Consider the following 19,324-nt stretch of genomic DNA (forward strand, 5'->3'; position numbering starts at 1 on the left):
AATAAATATTAAATAAAACAGAGAGACACTTTCTATCAGTTGGATAATTTCCAAACTGTTAGGAGGTGTTTTTTTATGGTTAAAATTCTAAAAACCAAAAGAAATTTTAATTTTTATATTGAAGATTATATGGAATATTGCAAGTTAAAGGGATTAAGTATAAAGACAATGAAGTCATATGAATCAAGTTTATTATTATTTTCAAAATATGTTGAAGAAGAATTTCAGCTGTCAAAAGTTGAAGAAATAAAGTTAATACATGCAAAAGAATATGTAAAATTCACAAAAGAAAGAGGAAAATATTCATATGTTTCTGATGATAAAACAGTTTCAATAAACAATCCAAGTATAAGAAAAGATTTTGGAAAGGTTGTATCACCAATGACAATAAATAACTATATAAGAAATCTTAAAGTGTTTTTTACATGGGCTGTTGATAACAAAATAATAAAGAGTAGCCCAATGGATAAAGTTCAGTTTGTTAAGGTAAAGAGAAAACCAAAAGATAATATATCAGATTCAGATTTCACAGCATTAATTAGGATACTGGATGTTACAAAATACTATGAATATAGGGATTATGTTGTGATTCAATTAATTATGGATACTGGTATGAGATTAGGGGAAACACTGTCATTGGTAATTGATGATATTGATTTAGATAGGAGAGCTATTTTAATTCCAGCAGATATAGCCAAAAGTAAAAAAGAAAGATATGTATTTTTTAGCAATACAATGGCTGGAATATTAAGAAGATGGCTTCAGTTTAAAGATAGATATATCAATAATGATATTTTGATATTTCCAACAAGTAGAGGAACAAAATTAGGAATTCCACATTTTGAAAGGAATTTTAGACTTTACAAACAAAGGTCTGGATTAACTAAAAATATAACACCACATTCATTAAGAAATAATTTTGCTAAAAGATGTTTGATGTCAGGAATGGACATTTATACATTATCAAGAATACTTGGACACAGTTCAGTGACAGTAACAGAAAAAGCTTATTTAGATTTAACTGTAACTGATATAAGAAAGAATTATCAAAAATTTAGTCCTTTAGAAAATATGCAAAAGAGATAAAAAAAAGGAAAGGTGCTACCAACACCTTTCTTAATAAGATTTAAAATACCAAACTACTTAAATTGAATATAGAAAATCTTATTATCATTTTAACATTTTTTAGTAGATGTTTCAATGGATTAAGTAGATGTTGAGAAGGAGCAATCATCTTATAAAATAACCTATCAGAAAATGGTGAACACTCCCCACAGTATGAAAAAAGTTGCTAAAGGGATAGGGTGTTTTCTGTCCTTTTTAACTGTATCTAAAGAGGACAAACCCTCTGATTGAATGATTCAGAGTTATCAAAAACATTAGGCTGGAAGTCCTGAAGTCTTATGACTTGGCAAGTTAACAGTAAAGTTATTATGTTAAATAACTGTTATTCTAGGGTAGGAATGGAATAATTAAAACTGTAAAGCTGATACAGATGTTTATAACTGATACAATTCAGATATACCAAACAATAATACCTTGCTTTACTGAAGTAAGGTTTCTATGTCTTTCACTAAAGTGTCCACAGCTTCCCAAACAATAATTATCTAGTAGTTAAAGTCAATGTGAAAAAATTATAGTTATTGTTTATATATTTAATATATAGTAAAATAAGTAAAAAGAAAGTTTAGGGGGAATGTTAATGAATGAAGAATTTAAAAAATTTGTAAGAGATTATATAGAGAGGTGTGATGAGGTATTAAGAAAAAGTGATATTAGAAAGGCTGAAGAGCTACAGGAGCTTATAATAAATACTTTTGGTGAATTTATACCAAATATAACAAGTACATTAGATAATTATGAGTATTCATTTGGAGAAAGTAGACAAGTTGATTTTCTTGGTGATATAAATAAATTAAAAGAAAAATTAAGATTACTTTCAATTACAGGGGTAGGATATTCAATAAAAGATAAAAGACTCAACAGTGTTGTGAATGTGACAAACAATAATGATAATGGCATTAATAATAGTGGAAATAGCACAAATAATAATACAAATACTATAAATAATACAATAGATATTAAAGCAGAATTATATAAGATAAGAGAGAAAATTGAAGATGATGAAATACTTGATGATAATTCTAAGGAAGAAATTCAAAGTAAGTTAAATGAAATTGAAACTGTTATGGATGAAAATCCAAGTAATAATGAAAAATGGAAGAAGTTGAAGAGTGTTATAACTTGGACAACAACAAAAGGATATAAAATTGGAGAAATGATTATGCCATTACTAATAAAAGTACTTTTTCCTGGACAATAAAATAGCATTATAATTAGTTGAAAATATAAAATAAATTATATACTGAAGAAAAATGATAGGGAGATATATAATGGATACAAAAAATCTAAAAGAGAAATTCAAAAATAATAAAAAAACTTATTATACTGACCAGTTTATGACAATTCAAGTAAATGGAATGTTTGGGACACCTTCAGTTATTTATTGTGGGGATTCAGAACTTGAAGCATATAAAAGATTTAAGAGTCTAGAAGGACAAGCAAGGAAAATTGTAAAGGCAGATGTAACCTTTGTTTATGTTCTTGATACTGATATGATAGAAAAGTATGAAGTTAAAGAGGTAATTGAAGATGAAGAGTAGAAAACCAAGGAAGGATGGAAGATATGCCATAAATCTTTCATTCACTCCTGAAGAAGTTAATTTAATTGATTATGTGGATTCTAAGGGAAATTTTTCTTCATATGTTAAAAGGCTAATTAAACAAGATATGGAGAAAGATAAACTCAATATGTCAGCTGAATTACTTAAACTCTTGCAAGAAGCAATTACCCCAATAGAACCAAAGGAAATTGAACAGAAAGTAGAAGATGATGATGAAGTAGAAAATAGTAATTTGGGCTACTATATATGAGAATAAGGGGACTAGTTTTTTGTTATTATGTAAATTTGTTTGAGTACATTATGAATGTGAATCAAAGACTGACTTACATTTATTTGTAGTTTAGATGATAATATGGTAGAAAGAAATATACATAAAGAAAATTAAATAGAGTGATAAGAAGAACTTATAAATGTATAAGTTCTTTTTTATTTATAGAATCATAAATTTTTCCTTGTTAGATATTTAGAATAAAGAACAAAAAGAAGAAATATAAAAATGATTAAATGTAAAGATAAATTAAACATTGATTTAAATAATTTACCTGAAGGATTCAAACTTGAAAAAGATAGGCAAAGAATATTAAATAATCCTAATTTTTTAGAATTAAAGTCAATAGAAGAAGGAAAAAATAAAAGGTAATGAGGTAGGATTTATAGATTAGCAACTAAAGAGAATGTTTAAATTTTTTTTATTATAAGTTGGCATATTCAGGAGAACAGATAAAGAATGATTTATTGAATTTTAATATAAAATATATAGTTCAAGTTTCTAAAGGAGAAGAAAGCTATATTCATAATATAGTGCCTAATGTACTAGTTGTTAATTTATCAAAAGGAAATAAAGATATGATAAATTGGTATAAAGAATAGCTTTATTTTTCAATTGAAAAACTAAATATAGCTTAGAAATGACAGCTTAAAACAATTTATCAATAATAAATAGTTATAAAAAAATTACTGGATAACTATGGCAATAATGAAATAAAAAAAGAAAGTAATAGTAATTACTAATATTTTAAACATTATTATTACATTATGAAGAATTTAAAATTAATAGCTTATATTATTTCTTATGTTTTTATTGCTGGATTATTTATAGGTTTTAAAATAGATTCAAAAGTGGAATTTAAAATAGCATTAGCAATATCAATTATTCTATTGATAGAAATTTTAATAAAATTATTTAACAGCCTAATAATGGAATGTTTTTTCTATATTTAGTTTGTAGTTAAATGTATAGGAACATATATAATATTCCTGTTGGTAGAAGAGCAAAGAATGTGATTATAGAGGATTTTATGTTATGGGTACATATAACAAAATTACTAACATTAAGATAAGAATTGATATAGACAAAAAAGAAGTATTTAGAATGGAATTAAAGCATAATAATAGCAACATGACAGAAGTTATTACAAAATTTATAAATAACTATATTCCAAAAGAAGGATATGGAATTAATTATAAAGATATTTAGAAGTAACAATCTAAAAAAAGAAAAGATTATTTAAACTGTTTTAATGTAGACCAGTCACAAAGTTTAATCTAAATAGAATATATATCTTGAATAAAGATGTGGGGTACTATGATAAAAAAGATTAAGAAGTGGTTTTATAAACTAAAACATAAGAGTGAGATTAAAAGGATTATAAAGTATTAAGAATCCATTACAGATAAACACTAGCATAAAACAGAGAAATATATAAAATTAACTTTGTTTTACATAGAGCATATTGGATTAAATATATATAATTCTGATTAATTTAGAAATATTTATAGAGTTAATGTTTATAATACAATAAAGTATCTAGTAAATTTAAGAGCAATCACAACAGAATAAGCAATAAGCTAATACAAAGATATTATTAACATATTAGATTTACTTAGAATAATTGATACAATTTAAGGAAGAATCATAATATGAATAAGCTATTTGGTATAAAAAATAAATATAGGAAAATGTGTATAACAATATCAATAAGTTTACTGATTAGTATATTAGTTGTTGTATAAAGAAGCCCATTTAAGGGCTTTTTATTTTGGGTTTAATGTTGATATATAAAGATAAAACCTTGCTTATATGACCACATATATTTATTACAGATTCCTTAATTTATTTTAAGATTTCAGTATCTACAGAACAGATAATATTTATAATGATTTCTGAAGGTTCATAGTAAAATTAGAAAATACTATTACTAATAGTATTTGAGCAGTTGCCTTTTAATTAGAATATTTTTTTGTTTTGTTGCTTCAGGGGTGGAATCTTTAATGAAATAATCAACACTGCTTTTAATAAAAGTTATATTAACTTTAGAGTATATATAGCTACTATTCCTGAATCTTTCAGACTAATATTTGCTATTAATATCTGTTTTTTTCATACACTTTTTTAGAGTGCTTTCAGTTTTTAATCCTTCATTAATGATTGATATTTAATGTTCTAAAGATATCCATTTAACCATTTAGCATTCATATTTAAGTAATTCATTTATATTAATAATCCTTTTTAAAAATATTGTTTTAATTAGTATTTAATACAGCAATTTTAGAGAGTATATCATACAAAATAGAATGGAAAATGATATAATAATAATATTATTATTAATATTAATATGATAACTAAAGGGGGAGAGTAACGTATAGGCTTTATAGAATTAGCAAGAAAATTTCAACAAGCTATGAAAAAGATAAAAGAAGAGCCAATAAAATATAAGCAAGATTTAAAATCAATAATTCCTTTATGTCTTCCATCAAAAATATTTGAAAATATTAAATCAGTGCTTATTTTAATAAAATAAGCAAATTTAGAAGCAAGTATTTATCCAATATTAAGAGGTTCATTAGAAATTGAAGGATATGATAAATATTTATGCTATTTAACAAAAAAACAATTTAGTAAAACTTAGTAAAAAATACATTTAAAGTAATTACTAATAGAAAAAATATGAAAATAAAATAAATACAGCAATATATTTTAAATTTTAATTAGCTAAAGTATTCATATATATTATACAGCTTATGTGAGGAAACACATAATGGAATAGGTGCACTAAGAAATAAATTATTTAGAGAATTTTAAATTAGAGTTTTTTTAATATCTGATAAATCCATAAAAAATAGTTGAAACAACTAAATTGATATTATCAGATACATTTGAGAGAATATATGAGATAAATGGGGGAGATTTTTAAATGATTAAGCATATACTACCTGAAATTAATAAAGATGTTTTTACATGTCCACATTGTAAATTTACAGCACAACAAATATTCATTAACAAAGTGATACTGGAATCTGATAGAAGACTAAATTTTAAGGAGTATAATTTGGTTGATATGCAAGATATAAATCATAAAAGATTTTTATCTAATGGACATTACACTCCTGATATAATTAGTAAAATAGATATTGCTATTTGTACAAGTTGTGAAAAGGCAACTATATGGATTGATAGAAATCTTGTAGTTCCAACAATAACAACTGTAGAAGAACCAAATGAAGACATGCCTGAAAAAGTTAAAGAATTATACCTTGAAGCAAGCCAGGTTGTTGAGATTTCTCCTAAATCAGCTGGTGCATTATTAAGACTGGGGCTTCAATGTCTATGTGAAGAATTAGGTTATAAAGGCAATATAAATAAATCAATAAGAGATATGGTTAAGGATGGAGTAGATAGTAGAGTACAGCAGTCATTAGATATTATTAGAGTAATTGGAAATAATGCTGTACATCCTGGGGAAATAAATGTTGGTGAAAGAAAAGAAGATGTAATATATTTATTTACTCTATTAAATTATATAGTAAGGGAATTGATTACGGATAAAAATAGAAGAGACAGTTTATTTAATAGTCTACCACAAAAAGTATTAGTAGGAATAGAGCAGAGAGATAAATAAAAAGAAAGGATATACAGCACAAAACTGTATATCCTTTCTTTTTATTTATATATTGAAATTTCTTCATTACCTTTAAATCCTTCTAAAGCCTCAACAAATGGCTTAATTCTATCATAAGAATAAGCATTAAAATGACCATCATTAATAAAATTATCTTTTGCATTATTAATATAGCTTCTAGATGGAAAAGTTTCTATAAAACTTCTATGTGGTTTATATGACCTAAATTCATGTTCAACAGAATCAACATATTCATGTTCCAAGTCTTTTAATGCTGTTGTAATTTCAAAAGCTTTATATAATAAACTATATAATTGTAACTGAAGTTTTTTGGCATTTTCATCAAATTCATTTTGTAAGTAATAACTATCTAGGAATTTAGAATAGATTCCTTTTTCTAATTTATTTTTTTGTTGTTCTTTTAATTCCAGCATAGAGTAAACAGTATTTTTTAATTCTTCAATCTCTTTTTTCTTTTCAGAAATATCTTTATTTAAAGGAATCAATTTGCTTGCTAAAGCTGGATTTCCTTCTACAATTAATTCTTCTATTTCTTTCCTATCAGATTCTAATTTAAGTAATTCACCATTTAAGATTCTTATGTTATCTTTAATATTAAAAATTTCAGTATCAAAATTTATTAAAGATGTGTGTTTACTTTGAATTGCTTCTTTTAGTTCAGTTAAAACACTCTTATTTAATTTTACATCTTTAATAACAGGACAATCTTTTATAATAATATTTTCCATATATAATTAACTCCTTTTTCTTTTCATTAATGTATTTTGTATTGTAGCAATTCCACTTAATTCAGTAATTGTGAAAGATTCATCTAAAGCCTTCTGAATAACTTCAATATTCTCAGGTGTTGGATAACCTTCTATTCCTGTAATCCTACAGAAATATGAAAAATTAAAGTATTTATTTAAGTCTAGTTTTTCATATACTTTTACTTTAGATAAACTAGTATAACAGCATATAGCATTAAGTAATTCATGATTTACAGTTAACATTGTTTAGACCTCCATATTTATATATAAAAAGTAGAGCCTATAAATAGCCATACTTTAGAAGAAAGTTTTGTGGTAATGTGATAAAACAGTAGAGCATTAAGCAATAGTTTTAAGCTCTACATAGTAATATCAAGAATTTATCTTGTTTTGTGACAGAAAAAAGTAAAGATACTTTTCTTGTATTCTTTACTTTTTTCCATCTAAATTAGACTAATAACAACTAAAAAATTAAATTTATTTTTTGTAAGGAATAACTGTTACTTATATTTTTAATATTATCTATATAAAATCATTTGTGACAATTTAAGTATTGATATATCTATATTTTTCTGTGATTAACTTTTATAGCTGTTGGTATACATTGTGTACTAGATATATTTTTGTTGTAGATATTTTATAACTGCCTGACCTATAGCTATCTATGGGTGTACCCCCCTGTGCCCCCTTCAAAGAATCTTTTCAAATTTCAGAAATAAAAATTTTTAAAAAATAAGATATTGAAGTGAAATAAGATTAAATAAACTATTTTAAAATTGAAATTAAATCTTTGATTAATGTTATTGATTAAGATGATAACAACAGTAGAGCAGACCACAGGACAGTATATAAACATGATATAAAAACTATAAATGCAATCTAATAGTATAATAATAGACTGTTACAGCCAATAGAATATATTGTATTAGTTATGTATTAACAGCAATAACAATAGCTAAATAATATATAACTAATAATGTTTGTGTTTAAAAGTCTGTTTCAAAGTATTAAATTAATAACCTATTCATCAGGGTTACAGTACCAGTAATATACCTGTTTCAATACCATGTGTTTGAAACAATACCCCCTATAAATATATCCCATAAATAAAAGCCCTCTTTATTTAGACATATACCCTATTAAAAATATAGCCCCCTTATTTAAAAGGAGATATACTTATTTATTTAGATACATTAGCAACTAACATATACCAACATATTTAAAGTATATAGCTATGTTTTAAGATGTGTTACACACAGATAATAAACTATGTGTGCCTACAGTAGATAAGCAAGAATAATAAGCCTATAAAATTCATAGAGCATATATCAGCTATATTCTTAGGTGAATCCAACTTTAAGAATAGTACTAAATATATATTAATACAGCTTGTTCTATAAAGGTTCTTAGAAAGTGTATTACATCTCTGATTAAATTGATTATAAAAAACCATAGTTTAAAAAAGTATACTTTTCTGTACAATTTCAATTAAACAACATATACTGGTGTAGATTTTATACTAATATTAAGGAATATATATAGTATTAATGCAACTATATATATTTATGGTAAATGGTAGATATTAGTTAATCAATTGAATTAACAATGATAAAAGTACATTAAAGAGTAAATATTATAATTTTTTATGGTGCATATAGTTTCAATCTGCTATATATTTTAATAACAGAAGTAAACAGTAATACTTCATAAATTATAAGAATTAAGCAGAGAAAATTAACAACTTTAGTTAAACAATTTCTAATACAAGATATAATATAGTGTAAATTCTATACTGGTATATAAAATAAGAAAGTAGCTAAACCACTATTAATTAATAGTAAATAAATTTATATCTTATAAAAATATTATTTTAAAACTATTTTGCTTATCAAAAAAATATTACATAAAAATGAAAGGAGAAACTTTTACCATTTCATACTCTAGTGCAGATTCTATACTAAATTACAAGTGGTTAATAGTATTAGAGAAAAGTTTTAAAAAAAGAATTTAGCATTTATTATAGATATAGAGAAAATTTTTTAATTCTTGCTAAAGATATATATGGATTGATTACAGTAAAATAAGTTAAGGCTAATACAATATATAAACAATACTAAAGCTTATTGAAGATGAAGAAAAATAAATTATTTTTTTTATTGAATTTATGATTTAAAAATTAAGTCATTAGAATATTTAAAGATAATAGGAAAGTATGTTAATTGTTATATAGGTATATACTGTATTACATCCTGAAGGCTTATCATTAAATTAATACATGCTGGATTCTATTATATTTATTGCTGTTATTATAGTATATATTTATTTTGTTCATTTGTTGTGGGCTTTAGCCCAAGTATATGTGGTACACATATACTTATAGGAAAAGTTAGCTTCAAAGCAAGTAATACTCTCAAAGGTTTGTGCTAGAATGAAGAGATAATTATCAAAAGTGTTCCAGAATGAAGAGATAAATTAACTATTAATATTAAAAAAGGATTAGAGCAACAGCTCTAGCTAATCAAGTAATTATTGCAACTATTTTATTTTCATTCCACTAATACACATTTCTTTTAAGCTTTTAACTTCTATTTTTCCCTTTTTTCTTTTAGCTTTATTATTTGTCCATATTTCAGATGATTCCAATAATTCATATAACCATTTAAGGGCTTCATTTGAAGAAACTTTATTATATACAGCTGGATTTAAGAGAAAGGCTTCACTATCTTTATATAAAACAGTCAAGAAAACTAATTTACCATTTAGAGTGGGTTTCCTTAAAGCTGTTAAAAGTATACCAGCATTTTTTATATCATAGTCTAATATTTTGCAAATATCTTGTAATGATAATGGATTCAAATGTGTTTTATACTCACATTCAGGATTATGAGATAATATACTAAAGTGAAAGTTTACATATGGTAATAGAGACACTAAGTAGCCTAGTTGTTTATGTTCTCTGGCAGTAGCCCTTTTATATATTTCTTGAATATGATTAATTGATACTCTTATACTATATCTATTATAATAAGTTGGTGTTTTTCCTTTACATGCCACCATTTTATTTACTTTTATAGCTGGTATTCCTTCAACCTCAACTTTTTCTAATAAATTATCTTCAAAGCATATCTTTTTAAATTCAATCAGTTGTTTTCTTGATAAATTCATTATTTCTCTTAAATCAGATTCATCTATATATTTTGATTTGCTTCTTTTAAAGCTGTCAAAGATAAGTATATTATCATAGTTCATATAAGAGCATAAATAAATGAATCTAAAAGCAAAAGCACTATTTATCTTTTCATATTTTTCTAATATTGCATTAACAGTATTCCTATATTGGAGAATGTAAAAAGAGCCTCCTAACATTTCAGTTACTTTTGATTCTACTATACCCTTTTCTTTCTTATACTTAAGTCCATCTCTTTGAAATCTTTTCTTTAAAGCATTTTCAAATTCTAAAGCTTCAATAATTTCAGCTCCTTCTATTATTTCCCCTGTTGCTGGATTTACTAATTCACCTTTTAAAATATTTTTTATATCTTGTATTCTATTCATATATAATCATCCTTTGTTTTATAAGTTTCAAGTTCTATTATGGAACTCTATTCAGTATATATATACAAGATTTATATATTCATGTGACATTGCAGAAAACTACATCTTTAAATTTATTATTTAATTATTGAAAGATATTTTTCAAAATTTATAAAAATATATTAGTTTTATATTTTCACTTTTAAAAATAGAAAAAGTAATAGTATATATTTAAGTAACTAATTAGTTGTCTTAATTAAGCAATATTGTGAACACCAAATATATGAGTTAAAGAAATAATTAATATAAAGAAGTATTTAATAACTGTGTAAATAATTGTGGTGAAAAGGAATAGAATATGGTGACTAGTAATATATAATTGAGAAAAATAGAGAGTACCTAATATCTACTGACATGGGCATTGTAATAGAGAATTAATTATTAAAGAAGACAAGGTTTAGTATAAATAGTAAAATTATTAACAGAGATATATAGAAGTTTATTATAATGGAAATAAAATAATAGCATTAATATAGCTTAGTGGAGTTTAAAGGAAACAGATTTTATACATAGTTAAAGAGAATTATAATAAAAAAAGTTTAAATTGGTAATTAATTAATAAAATGGTATAATATAATTAAAGAAATATATAAAAAGGAGTGAAAATTATGAGACAAGCACTATATTTGAATGATGGAGAAAAAAAACTTATTTTAGCAGAAAGTATAACTAAAGCTGAATATGAAGAAATTTATAAGGGAAAATTATTCTGTCCTATTAATGGATGTTCAGCAGAAGTTGCACATAAAGAAAGACAAAAAGGAGGAGAAACTAGTTATTTTTCTACACTTCCTAATAGTGAACATATAGAAAATTGCCCTAATAAGGTTGATAGAGATGGGGAGAGGGCAAGAAGAATTTCAATTGAGGGAGTTGGTGGAGTAGAGTTGAATGAAAGTCATGCTAGAAATGTTATTAGAGATACCTATAAATTAGCAACAGGAAAAAAGAAAAAAAGTAGTGAAAGAAAACAAAGTAAGAGTAAATCATCTATTACAAGTGATAAAAACTCAGTTTCTGAAGTTAAAACCACTATTGCTGGTGGAGGTGTTATAGGAAAAAGAAGTGCTGATAAACAACCATATATATATAAAAAAAGTGTTTCTGATTTTCTTATAAGTCCAATAGACATATATAGTGTATATGGTGAGGTTGAATCAATTGATATAAGTGATGAAGAAGTTATATTTACTATTAAAGATTCAAAAAATAAATTGTCTATACATGCAGGAAATCCTTTTAAAATTAATTATCCTCAAGAATTTAAACTTTTAAATGCCTTTAAAATGTATTTTGATTCTAATAGGAATTCTCCAGTAATTTGTGTCTGTATATGTATATCTAAATCTACTCCTAATGGAATAGTTGCTGAAGTAATGGATTATAGGAATATTTATATTAATAATTTAAATTTAACACAAGTTATTAATTACATGAATCAGCATACATTAATATGATAATTGATTAATTTATAAAAATGTGTTATGTTAAATATAGCAATAAATATTAAAAGGAAAAACCAACTAAGAAAGTCAGATAAAATACTGATTTGATATTAATTTGATTGGTCAAAAATTTCTATTCAACAGAAAAATAAAACTGTCTTAAAGCTGAAGTTGCTTGGGGAAGAGGACAAGTAGATGCAATAAATAAACTATTTGGATATACAATTCACAATGATAAAGGTAAGCCTACTAACAGTGAGTTTATAGCAATTATTGCTGATAAATTAAGACTTAAAAATAAAGTTTCATAGGGATATTTTACTAGCTTTGGAGTATATAAGCTTTAAAAAGTATAGCCAAAAATATATAAATATTTAATAAGATATCGAATATTCAGTTGATAACTGATTAGGAGATGTCTTATTTTTATGTTCATAATTAAAAAAGCTATTAACATTATTCTTAATATATTTGAAGAAGTAACGTAAGTTGAATGCGAGAAAATCAAAAAGAATTATTTTATGTGTATAAATATAAAGTTATAAAAAGGTTTAAAACTAATATATGATTTTGAAGAAAAAACAGTGTAGAAGATTAAAAAATATTATTTCTAGATGAAAACATATAAATAAAATATAAGATTGTATTTAAAAAAATGTTAAATATGTAATAATATATTCAGAACGAATATACTGAGTTTATAAGGGGTTATGACATGAATTATTATTTAATAAAAGAAGAAACTTACAAATCTTATGAGTATTTAATAAATAGATTTAAATATAAATATAATTTTAATTTGCATTATTCTGGAGCAACAGATAAAGAAAATGAAGAATTAATTGCTAATGAGATATATACACATTTTGGAACTCATTATTTTAAATGTATAAATGCCTTAAATGAAATGAAAGTTAGTACTGTATACAAGAATATAATTGAAAGTGTTGAGGAGATAAATATACTTGATATAGGATGTAATGTAGGAACAGCAACATATGCATATATAGATACATATATAAGTGGAAAGGATATGAATTATACAGGGAAAATAAATATTATTTTTATTGAAATGAGTTCAATAAGAGTAAATTGGTTAAAGATAATGTTTGAAAAATATATCTCAGAAATTAATAAGAAGTATAAATATATATCTATTAATTATAATATTATTTGTGAAAAATTTCCTGTTGATTTACAGAAGATAAAAGAAAGAATAATAGATGCACCAATTTTTATATTATTAAGTAATTTTACTAAGTGGAATGAGGAAAGAGAATTAGCTGAAAGGATAAATGATTTATATATAGTTGATGAGAAATCATATTTATTAAATATAGAAACTAATAGTCAGTTAACAAAGATAAAAAATATAGTTAATTATATGAAGCAATATAAAATATATGAAATAAGTGGACCGACAAAAAGAAGTCATTTTAAATATGATAATTTAAAGTGTTCACATTGGAAAGACACAGAATATATATATGATAAATCATATTATCAAACCAATATAATGGAACAAGATATGTATCAATATATAAATAATGGAACAAGAATGCGCAATACGGTTAAAAAAACAATAACTACATTAAATAATCTAATAATTACAGATGAAATAGAGTTAAATTATTTAATAAAAAATAAGCAAAAAATAATAGATGTTGCTAGAATAATTATGAAGGATAATATTAATAAAATATATAAAGATAATTATATGGAATATAGAATTCCTAAAAAAGATGGAAGTACAAGACCTTTAATTATTGAAGATGCCGTAAATGAATTAATTAGTACAAGTATAATAATAAGCATTGGCTTATGTATTGATAATATTCAAAATAAAGAAATATCATTTGGAAATAGATTAGAGGAAAACGAAGAAGTGCCATATGTTACAAAGAATTTCATGGAACAGTATTTTAATAAATTTATATCAAATCAAAAGAAAGAACAAAATGAATATAAACATTATATAAAACTTGACTTAAAGGAGTATTATAAAAATATCGACCATAAAAAATTATTAGAAATTCTGGATCAGTATTTACAAGAAAATACTTGGTTCGAAAATAAAGAATGGTTAGTAGAAGTGATAAATAATTATATAAGTAGAGAATTAATAGATACAGATAGAGATAAAGGAATTCCTCAAGGAATACCACTTTCAGGTGTATTATCTAATATGTATTTAAATTGTAATGATAAATGGTTTGCTAAGGAAAATTGTGAAGATAAAATTCTGAGATATGTAGATGATATGATAATATTTACTAATAAATCTCATAAAAAGAATATAGATAAGTATACGAAATTTATTACAAATGATTTAAAATTAAAGTTAAATATTGAAAAAACTGAATCAGGAGAAGTTAAAGAATTAGAATTTTATGATTTAAATAATGACTTTGAAGAAATATCTAAATTATGTAAGAAAATATATAGTTCTGTATATAATTTACCATCTAATATATACAATTTATATGATAAAGATAATAAAAGAATAATTGATATGATTTATCAATGCTATAATAGTATTGGAATAAGTATTTCTAAACATTGGTTATCAAAAAAAATTAGAAAGAGGAAAGCATATAGTTTAGGATTAAAAATTAATTATGGAAAGATGTTTGGAAAAAATAAAATTAATATTAGTAAATGGAAAAAAGTTTTTGTAAGAAAAAATTCAATTTTTATATCTGACTTAAATAGATTAAAAGAGTTGTTAGGAAATGAGTTTCAACAAGTTTATAACCAAATAAAACAAGGTGATAATAGTATATTGAATATTAGAAAGTTTAAATATTTATTTAATAAATTAGGAGTATTTACGAATACAGATGTCATTAATGAAGAAATATTTAATTATGTTGTTAATAATCCATGGTTAGTGGATATAAAAAAATTTAGGGGATATCCAAGTTTAAAGAAAATTGTATTCAGTAAGATTAATAAAGACTATACAAACTATTGTAATTTGATGTTTATTTGGTTAATTGGAGAATATCGAGCAGTAGAATATATAAATGATGTATTAGAAATATATATAGATACTATTAAAATATATACTAATGAATTAAGAGTGATAAATACTATAGCATGTGAAACAATATTAAAATTAGTCAATATTGATAATATTTCATTGAAAAGTATAGAAGAAATAAAAATTTTATTGAATAGAAAAATTGAAGATATACCCGATTATATATATATTAGAAATATGCTAATGTTAATAAATACAGTAGATAGTGAATGGTTAAAAGAACAAGATTTTAATGGAAAATTTAATTTGAAGTTGAATGGGGTTTGGACGTGGATAAAAGAAAATTTAGGAGAAAATATAATAGAATTATTAGAACCAATGTATAATAATTATGGTAAGTATTTACCTGATGAGGAACCAACAGGAAATTTTGGTTCTAGTTATTAATTATAGGAGATTAAAATGAATATAGAACAAATGTCTTTATTTAAAGAGGAAAAAAAAATTATATTTAGTAAAAGCAATAATATAGTTATTAGTGCATCACGAATGACAGATATGCCTAAGTTTTATCCTAAAGAATTGATAAGTGAAGTTAAAAATAGAATTGATAAAGGGAAAGATATACACACATTAGTTTTATGGTCAAAACATCCTAATTCTTTATTGGAAAATGAATTATATATTTTTCTTAAACAAATAAAAAGTCAAGGAATTCAATTGTTTTATCAATGTACAATAACTGGAATGGGAAGTAGAATAATAGGTAAAAATAAAGATGGTTCAGACTTTATACTTGAACCTAATGTTCCAAAACCATATAAAGCATTCAATGATTTAGAAAATGTTATTAAATTTTTAGAAAGTCCTCTAAGAATAAGATTAAGAATTGACCCTATTGTAAGATTGAAAAATAAATATACTGGTGAAGAATTTACTAATTTATCTATGGTTGATGAAATTATTAAATATACATCTAGATTAGGAATAAAAAATTATACTTTTAGTTTTTTAGAAAATGGAATTCATAATAAAGTAGACTATAGATTTAATAAATATGAATGGAAGATAATTACACCAAATTTAGAAGAAAAAATAAGAATAAATAGTTGGCTTGAAAAAAAAGCTGAAAAGTATGATGTGAAAATAGAAGCTTGTTGTGTAGAAGGTTTAAATTCGCATAGATGTATTGATGGATATTTATTATCAAAATTGCATAATCAATATAAGAATGCTGACCTAAAAGAACCCCAAAAGCGTAAATTATGCAATTGTACTAACTCTATAGATATAGGAGGGTGGCCACCTAAACAATGTTATAGTGGATGTAAATATTGCTATGCAAATGCATTTATTAAGTAAATTCATTATGAAATTATATTTTATATGTATAGTAAGTATAGTGTAATATAGAATTATATTAAATAAACTTATATACTTAAAGTAAACTGATTATTAAAAAAATATTAAAATGTATTAGTTGTAAAATAATAATATAAATCTTAATTTTGAAATTCTATGGTAGTAAAGTAAGAAACTATTAAGTAATGTAATAAAAGAATTATATTTGTTAAATATTTAAAAAAGAAAGATATTTAACTAGATTACTAAACAGGAAATATGCTTTATTAGAAGAAAATAGAGATATAGATAGATGCTTTAGTTGAGGTATAACTATTGCGATAGAGAATTTGTAGAGTAGATAGAAAAAATATATTCTAGAGTAACATTTCATAATATAATGAAAATGAATACAAATAGATTATTAACACGTAATATTAAATAAATTCAGAGAAAATTGTTAGAGTAATATTTTATAACAAAACTATACTTTAACAACTTTTTATGTGATTGTTCAGTATTAGTCTTTAGTACTTAAAATAAATTAAAACACAAAAAAATAGTGAGAATAGCCATTTATAGTTATTCTCACTATTTTTTTGTTTGTATTATGTATATTTTGAGTTTAATTTTAGCTAACTGCTACCTATTAATACTCTCTGTGGTGTGGTAAATCTCTTAAGTTATTGTTTTCATCTCCATCTGGATAAGATCTTAAGAATTCTTCTCCATTTCTTGAAGAAACAATTACATCTTTGATTTCACCATTTTTAGCCATTTGAACAGCTTCTTCAACGCTAACTGTTTCACCATTAGATAGTTTGTAACCAGCAGCAGCAGAGCTACCTTCTTTAGTTAAAACTTCAGTTATACATGCTACGTTTGAATTGTTTTGAGTTTTTGAATTTTTCATAATAAACACCTCTACTTTCTACACTAATAGTATGTGGAGTGATTAGATATATATACTTAGAAATTTATGGATTAACTAGATATTGTAGTTTTTTATTTAATACAAATATCGTATGTCTAAGTTAAGATAATTTATTCTCATTGAAAATATATTTTTATATTTAAAATTTAAAAAATAATAATTTTTATTATAGTGGTGCTAAATTAAGAAAATCTCATAGGATATTATTATAAAAAGTAAATTTAGAGGTATAGCATGGAAAATTATAAAAGACAACAAGAAAACTCATATAAATATACTTTAGCTAACACTAATTTAAGAGCGGAAAAATCTACTTCTGCAAATGTAATTACTGTAATACCAGCTTTAGAAATGGTTCAAGCTATTGAGGCAGAAGAGGATTGGTATGAAGTATTATATAAAGGACAAAGGGGATATATATATAGTGATTATTTATCTAAGACAAAATATACATGGACAGATGTTACTTTAAGATCTTATCCATCGGCTGAGTCAAATCCAGTAACTATAATTCCACCAAAATCTATAGTGCAAGTGTTATCAGTAAGTGGAGATTGGAGTCATGTTATATATGACAATAAGAAAGGATATATATTTAGTTATTTTCTTTCTGATGATGGAAATCCACCTGAAGGATATGATTTTAAATATTTTTACACTGACATGACAAAGTTTGTAAATGATAATAAAATTAAAAGTCCTACTACAAATTTAATTACAACTGATTTAGAAAATAAGCTTACTTATATATTTGAAAAAAATAACTATGGTTCATGGAATTTATTATATAAGTGGTCATGCACAGTAGGTAAGCCTAGTACACCAACTATTAAAGGGACTTTTTATGTTAGTGGTAGAAAGCCTTATTTTGGATCTGATACTTATAGAGTAAAATATGCTACTAGAATTAGAGGAAGTTATTATTATCATTCAATTTTATTTAATGCAGAAGGAACTGAAATTATTAATGATGTACTGGGAATGGCACTAAGTCATGGATGTGTCAGGTTAGCAGTAGAAAATGCTAAATGGATTTATGAAAATGTATTAGATAAAACAACTATAATTATAAATTAAGATATATATAAGCTCTATTAGTATTTTATCTAATAGAGCTTATAAAATTTAAAAAATAATTCGCAAATTATTTAGATATAGAAGAAAAATATAGTTAAAATAATTTTATTTAAAATACTCGTAAATGAAAATTAAAAAATAAAAAAAGTATTAACAAAACTCAATAATTGTAATCAATATATATAATTTATTAATTAATATATTATTTATTGAGTATATAAATTTCTTATAATATAATCAAAAATAATAAATAGATATTTATAAAAAAACAAAGGAGAGATAGAAGTGGCATTAAAAAATTTTACATTTGGATTATTTCCAGATCCTTTAGAATATGTAGGATCAATTACGACTTCAGAAAACATACAACTTCTTAGAGATTTATATGAATTTTTAGAGAAAGAGGAAATACCTTTTGATAAAAGAAAAAAGGAATTAGCTTACAGATGTGAATATAAGAAAGAGAACAATATATCAGAATATAAGGTTTACGATATAAGCGATAATTTATTAAATGTTATAATAATAGATAATAATAATAATACAATTGAATTAATAAGAAATCCTTAAAATATTGACAAAAAAGCAGTTACTTTA

Annotated in this window: 17 protein-coding genes and 1 pseudogene; 14 read left to right on the top strand and 4 right to left on the bottom strand. The window is 23.7% G+C overall.

Going from position 1 to position 19,324, the window contains the following annotated elements:
* Window positions 1-75 precede the first annotated feature (75 nt).
* The 8 genes from HMPREF1092_RS05970 to HMPREF1092_RS05990 all read left to right on the top strand — a co-directional run bounded on the left by HMPREF1092_RS05970 (window position 76) and on the right by HMPREF1092_RS05990 (window position 6,583).
* On the top strand, window positions 76-1,086 hold the full coding sequence (locus HMPREF1092_RS05970) for a tyrosine-type recombinase/integrase (RefSeq protein WP_002597733.1): 1,011 nt from the start codon (window positions 76-78) through the stop codon (window positions 1,084-1,086).
* Window positions 1,087-1,702: 616 nt separating this feature from the next.
* Window positions 1,703-2,323: a hypothetical protein gene (locus HMPREF1092_RS05975; protein WP_002597734.1), complete on the top strand. Its 621-nt coding sequence runs from the start codon at window positions 1,703-1,705 to the stop codon at window positions 2,321-2,323.
* Window positions 2,324-2,393: 70 nt separating this feature from the next.
* Window positions 2,394-2,663, top strand: coding sequence for a hypothetical protein (locus HMPREF1092_RS05980; RefSeq protein ID WP_002597735.1), 270 nt, complete (start codon window positions 2,394-2,396; stop codon window positions 2,661-2,663).
* Complete coding sequence (locus HMPREF1092_RS05985) at window positions 2,653-2,934, top strand: hypothetical protein (protein WP_002597736.1); 282 nt, start codon at window positions 2,653-2,655, stop codon at window positions 2,932-2,934. The genes HMPREF1092_RS05980 and HMPREF1092_RS05985 overlap by 11 nt, the downstream gene beginning before the upstream one ends.
* A 246-nt stretch (window positions 2,935-3,180) precedes the next feature.
* Entirely contained in the window at window positions 3,181-3,324 is a 144-nt protein-coding gene (locus tag HMPREF1092_RS17150) for a hypothetical protein (protein WP_002597737.1), read from the top strand.
* 59 nt (window positions 3,325-3,383) lie between these two features.
* A complete protein-coding gene (locus HMPREF1092_RS17430; RefSeq protein ID WP_207637624.1) occupies window positions 3,384-3,554 on the top strand; it encodes a hypothetical protein in 171 nt (56 codons plus the stop codon).
* Between the two features lie 433 nt (window positions 3,555-3,987).
* On the top strand, window positions 3,988-4,161 hold the full coding sequence (locus tag HMPREF1092_RS17155) for a hypothetical protein (protein WP_002597738.1): 174 nt from the start codon (window positions 3,988-3,990) through the stop codon (window positions 4,159-4,161).
* Window positions 4,162-5,878: 1,717 nt separating this feature from the next.
* The gene (locus tag HMPREF1092_RS05990) at window positions 5,879-6,583 is read left to right on the top strand and encodes a DUF4145 domain-containing protein (protein WP_002597739.1); all 705 of its coding nucleotides are present in this window, start codon (window positions 5,879-5,881) and stop codon (window positions 6,581-6,583) included.
* Between the two features lie 41 nt (window positions 6,584-6,624).
* Here HMPREF1092_RS05990 and HMPREF1092_RS05995 read toward each other — a convergent pair whose 3' ends face one another.
* The 3 genes from HMPREF1092_RS05995 to HMPREF1092_RS06005 all read right to left on the bottom strand — a co-directional run bounded on the left by HMPREF1092_RS05995 (window position 6,625) and on the right by HMPREF1092_RS06005 (window position 10,908).
* On the bottom strand, window positions 6,625-7,332 hold the full coding sequence (locus tag HMPREF1092_RS05995) for a hypothetical protein (RefSeq protein ID WP_002597740.1): 708 nt from the start codon (window positions 7,330-7,332) through the stop codon (window positions 6,625-6,627).
* A gap of 6 nt (window positions 7,333-7,338) precedes the next feature.
* Window positions 7,339-7,596 (bottom strand): hypothetical protein, encoded by a 258-nt coding sequence (locus HMPREF1092_RS06000; protein WP_002597741.1) that lies wholly within the window; start codon window positions 7,594-7,596, stop codon window positions 7,339-7,341.
* A gap of 2,292 nt (window positions 7,597-9,888) precedes the next feature.
* On the bottom strand, window positions 9,889-10,908 hold the full coding sequence (locus HMPREF1092_RS06005) for a hypothetical protein (protein WP_002597742.1): 1,020 nt from the start codon (window positions 10,906-10,908) through the stop codon (window positions 9,889-9,891).
* 647 nt (window positions 10,909-11,555) lie between these two features.
* On the opposite strand from HMPREF1092_RS06005, the gene HMPREF1092_RS16455 reads away from it, so the two are divergent.
* The 4 genes and pseudogenes from HMPREF1092_RS16455 to HMPREF1092_RS06020 all read left to right on the top strand — a co-directional run bounded on the left by HMPREF1092_RS16455 (window position 11,556) and on the right by HMPREF1092_RS06020 (window position 16,737).
* Window positions 11,556-12,404, top strand: a complete 849-nt coding sequence (locus HMPREF1092_RS16455; protein WP_002597743.1) for a hypothetical protein — start codon at window positions 11,556-11,558, stop codon at window positions 12,402-12,404.
* A 155-nt stretch (window positions 12,405-12,559) separates the two neighbouring features.
* Window positions 12,560-12,703: pseudogene (locus HMPREF1092_RS16745) on the top strand (sporulation initiation factor Spo0A C-terminal domain-containing protein); the annotation flags it as partial.
* A gap of 404 nt (window positions 12,704-13,107) precedes the next feature.
* Complete coding sequence (locus HMPREF1092_RS06015) at window positions 13,108-15,822, top strand: reverse transcriptase domain-containing protein (RefSeq protein WP_002597744.1); 2,715 nt, start codon at window positions 13,108-13,110, stop codon at window positions 15,820-15,822.
* Window positions 15,823-15,837: 15 nt separating this feature from the next.
* Window positions 15,838-16,737, top strand: coding sequence for a DUF1848 family protein (locus HMPREF1092_RS06020; protein WP_002597745.1), 900 nt, complete (start codon window positions 15,838-15,840; stop codon window positions 16,735-16,737).
* Window positions 16,738-17,365: 628 nt separating this feature from the next.
* Here the strand turns inward: HMPREF1092_RS06020 and HMPREF1092_RS06025 are convergent.
* A complete protein-coding gene (locus HMPREF1092_RS06025; protein WP_002597746.1) occupies window positions 17,366-17,629 on the bottom strand; it encodes a DUF3892 domain-containing protein in 264 nt (87 codons plus the stop codon).
* Window positions 17,630-17,884: 255 nt separating this feature from the next.
* On the opposite strand from HMPREF1092_RS06025, the gene HMPREF1092_RS16750 reads away from it, so the two are divergent.
* Both HMPREF1092_RS16750 and HMPREF1092_RS06035 read left to right on the top strand, forming a co-directional pair.
* On the top strand, window positions 17,885-18,727 hold the full coding sequence (locus tag HMPREF1092_RS16750) for a L,D-transpeptidase family protein (RefSeq protein WP_002597747.1): 843 nt from the start codon (window positions 17,885-17,887) through the stop codon (window positions 18,725-18,727).
* Between the two features lie 285 nt (window positions 18,728-19,012).
* A complete protein-coding gene (locus HMPREF1092_RS06035; RefSeq protein WP_002597748.1) occupies window positions 19,013-19,297 on the top strand; it encodes a hypothetical protein in 285 nt (94 codons plus the stop codon).
* Window positions 19,298-19,324 lie beyond the last annotated feature (27 nt).

The organism is Clostridium thermobutyricum, from assembly GCF_000371465.1.
GTDB lineage: Bacteria > Bacillota > Clostridia > Clostridiales > Clostridiaceae > Clostridium > Clostridium thermobutyricum.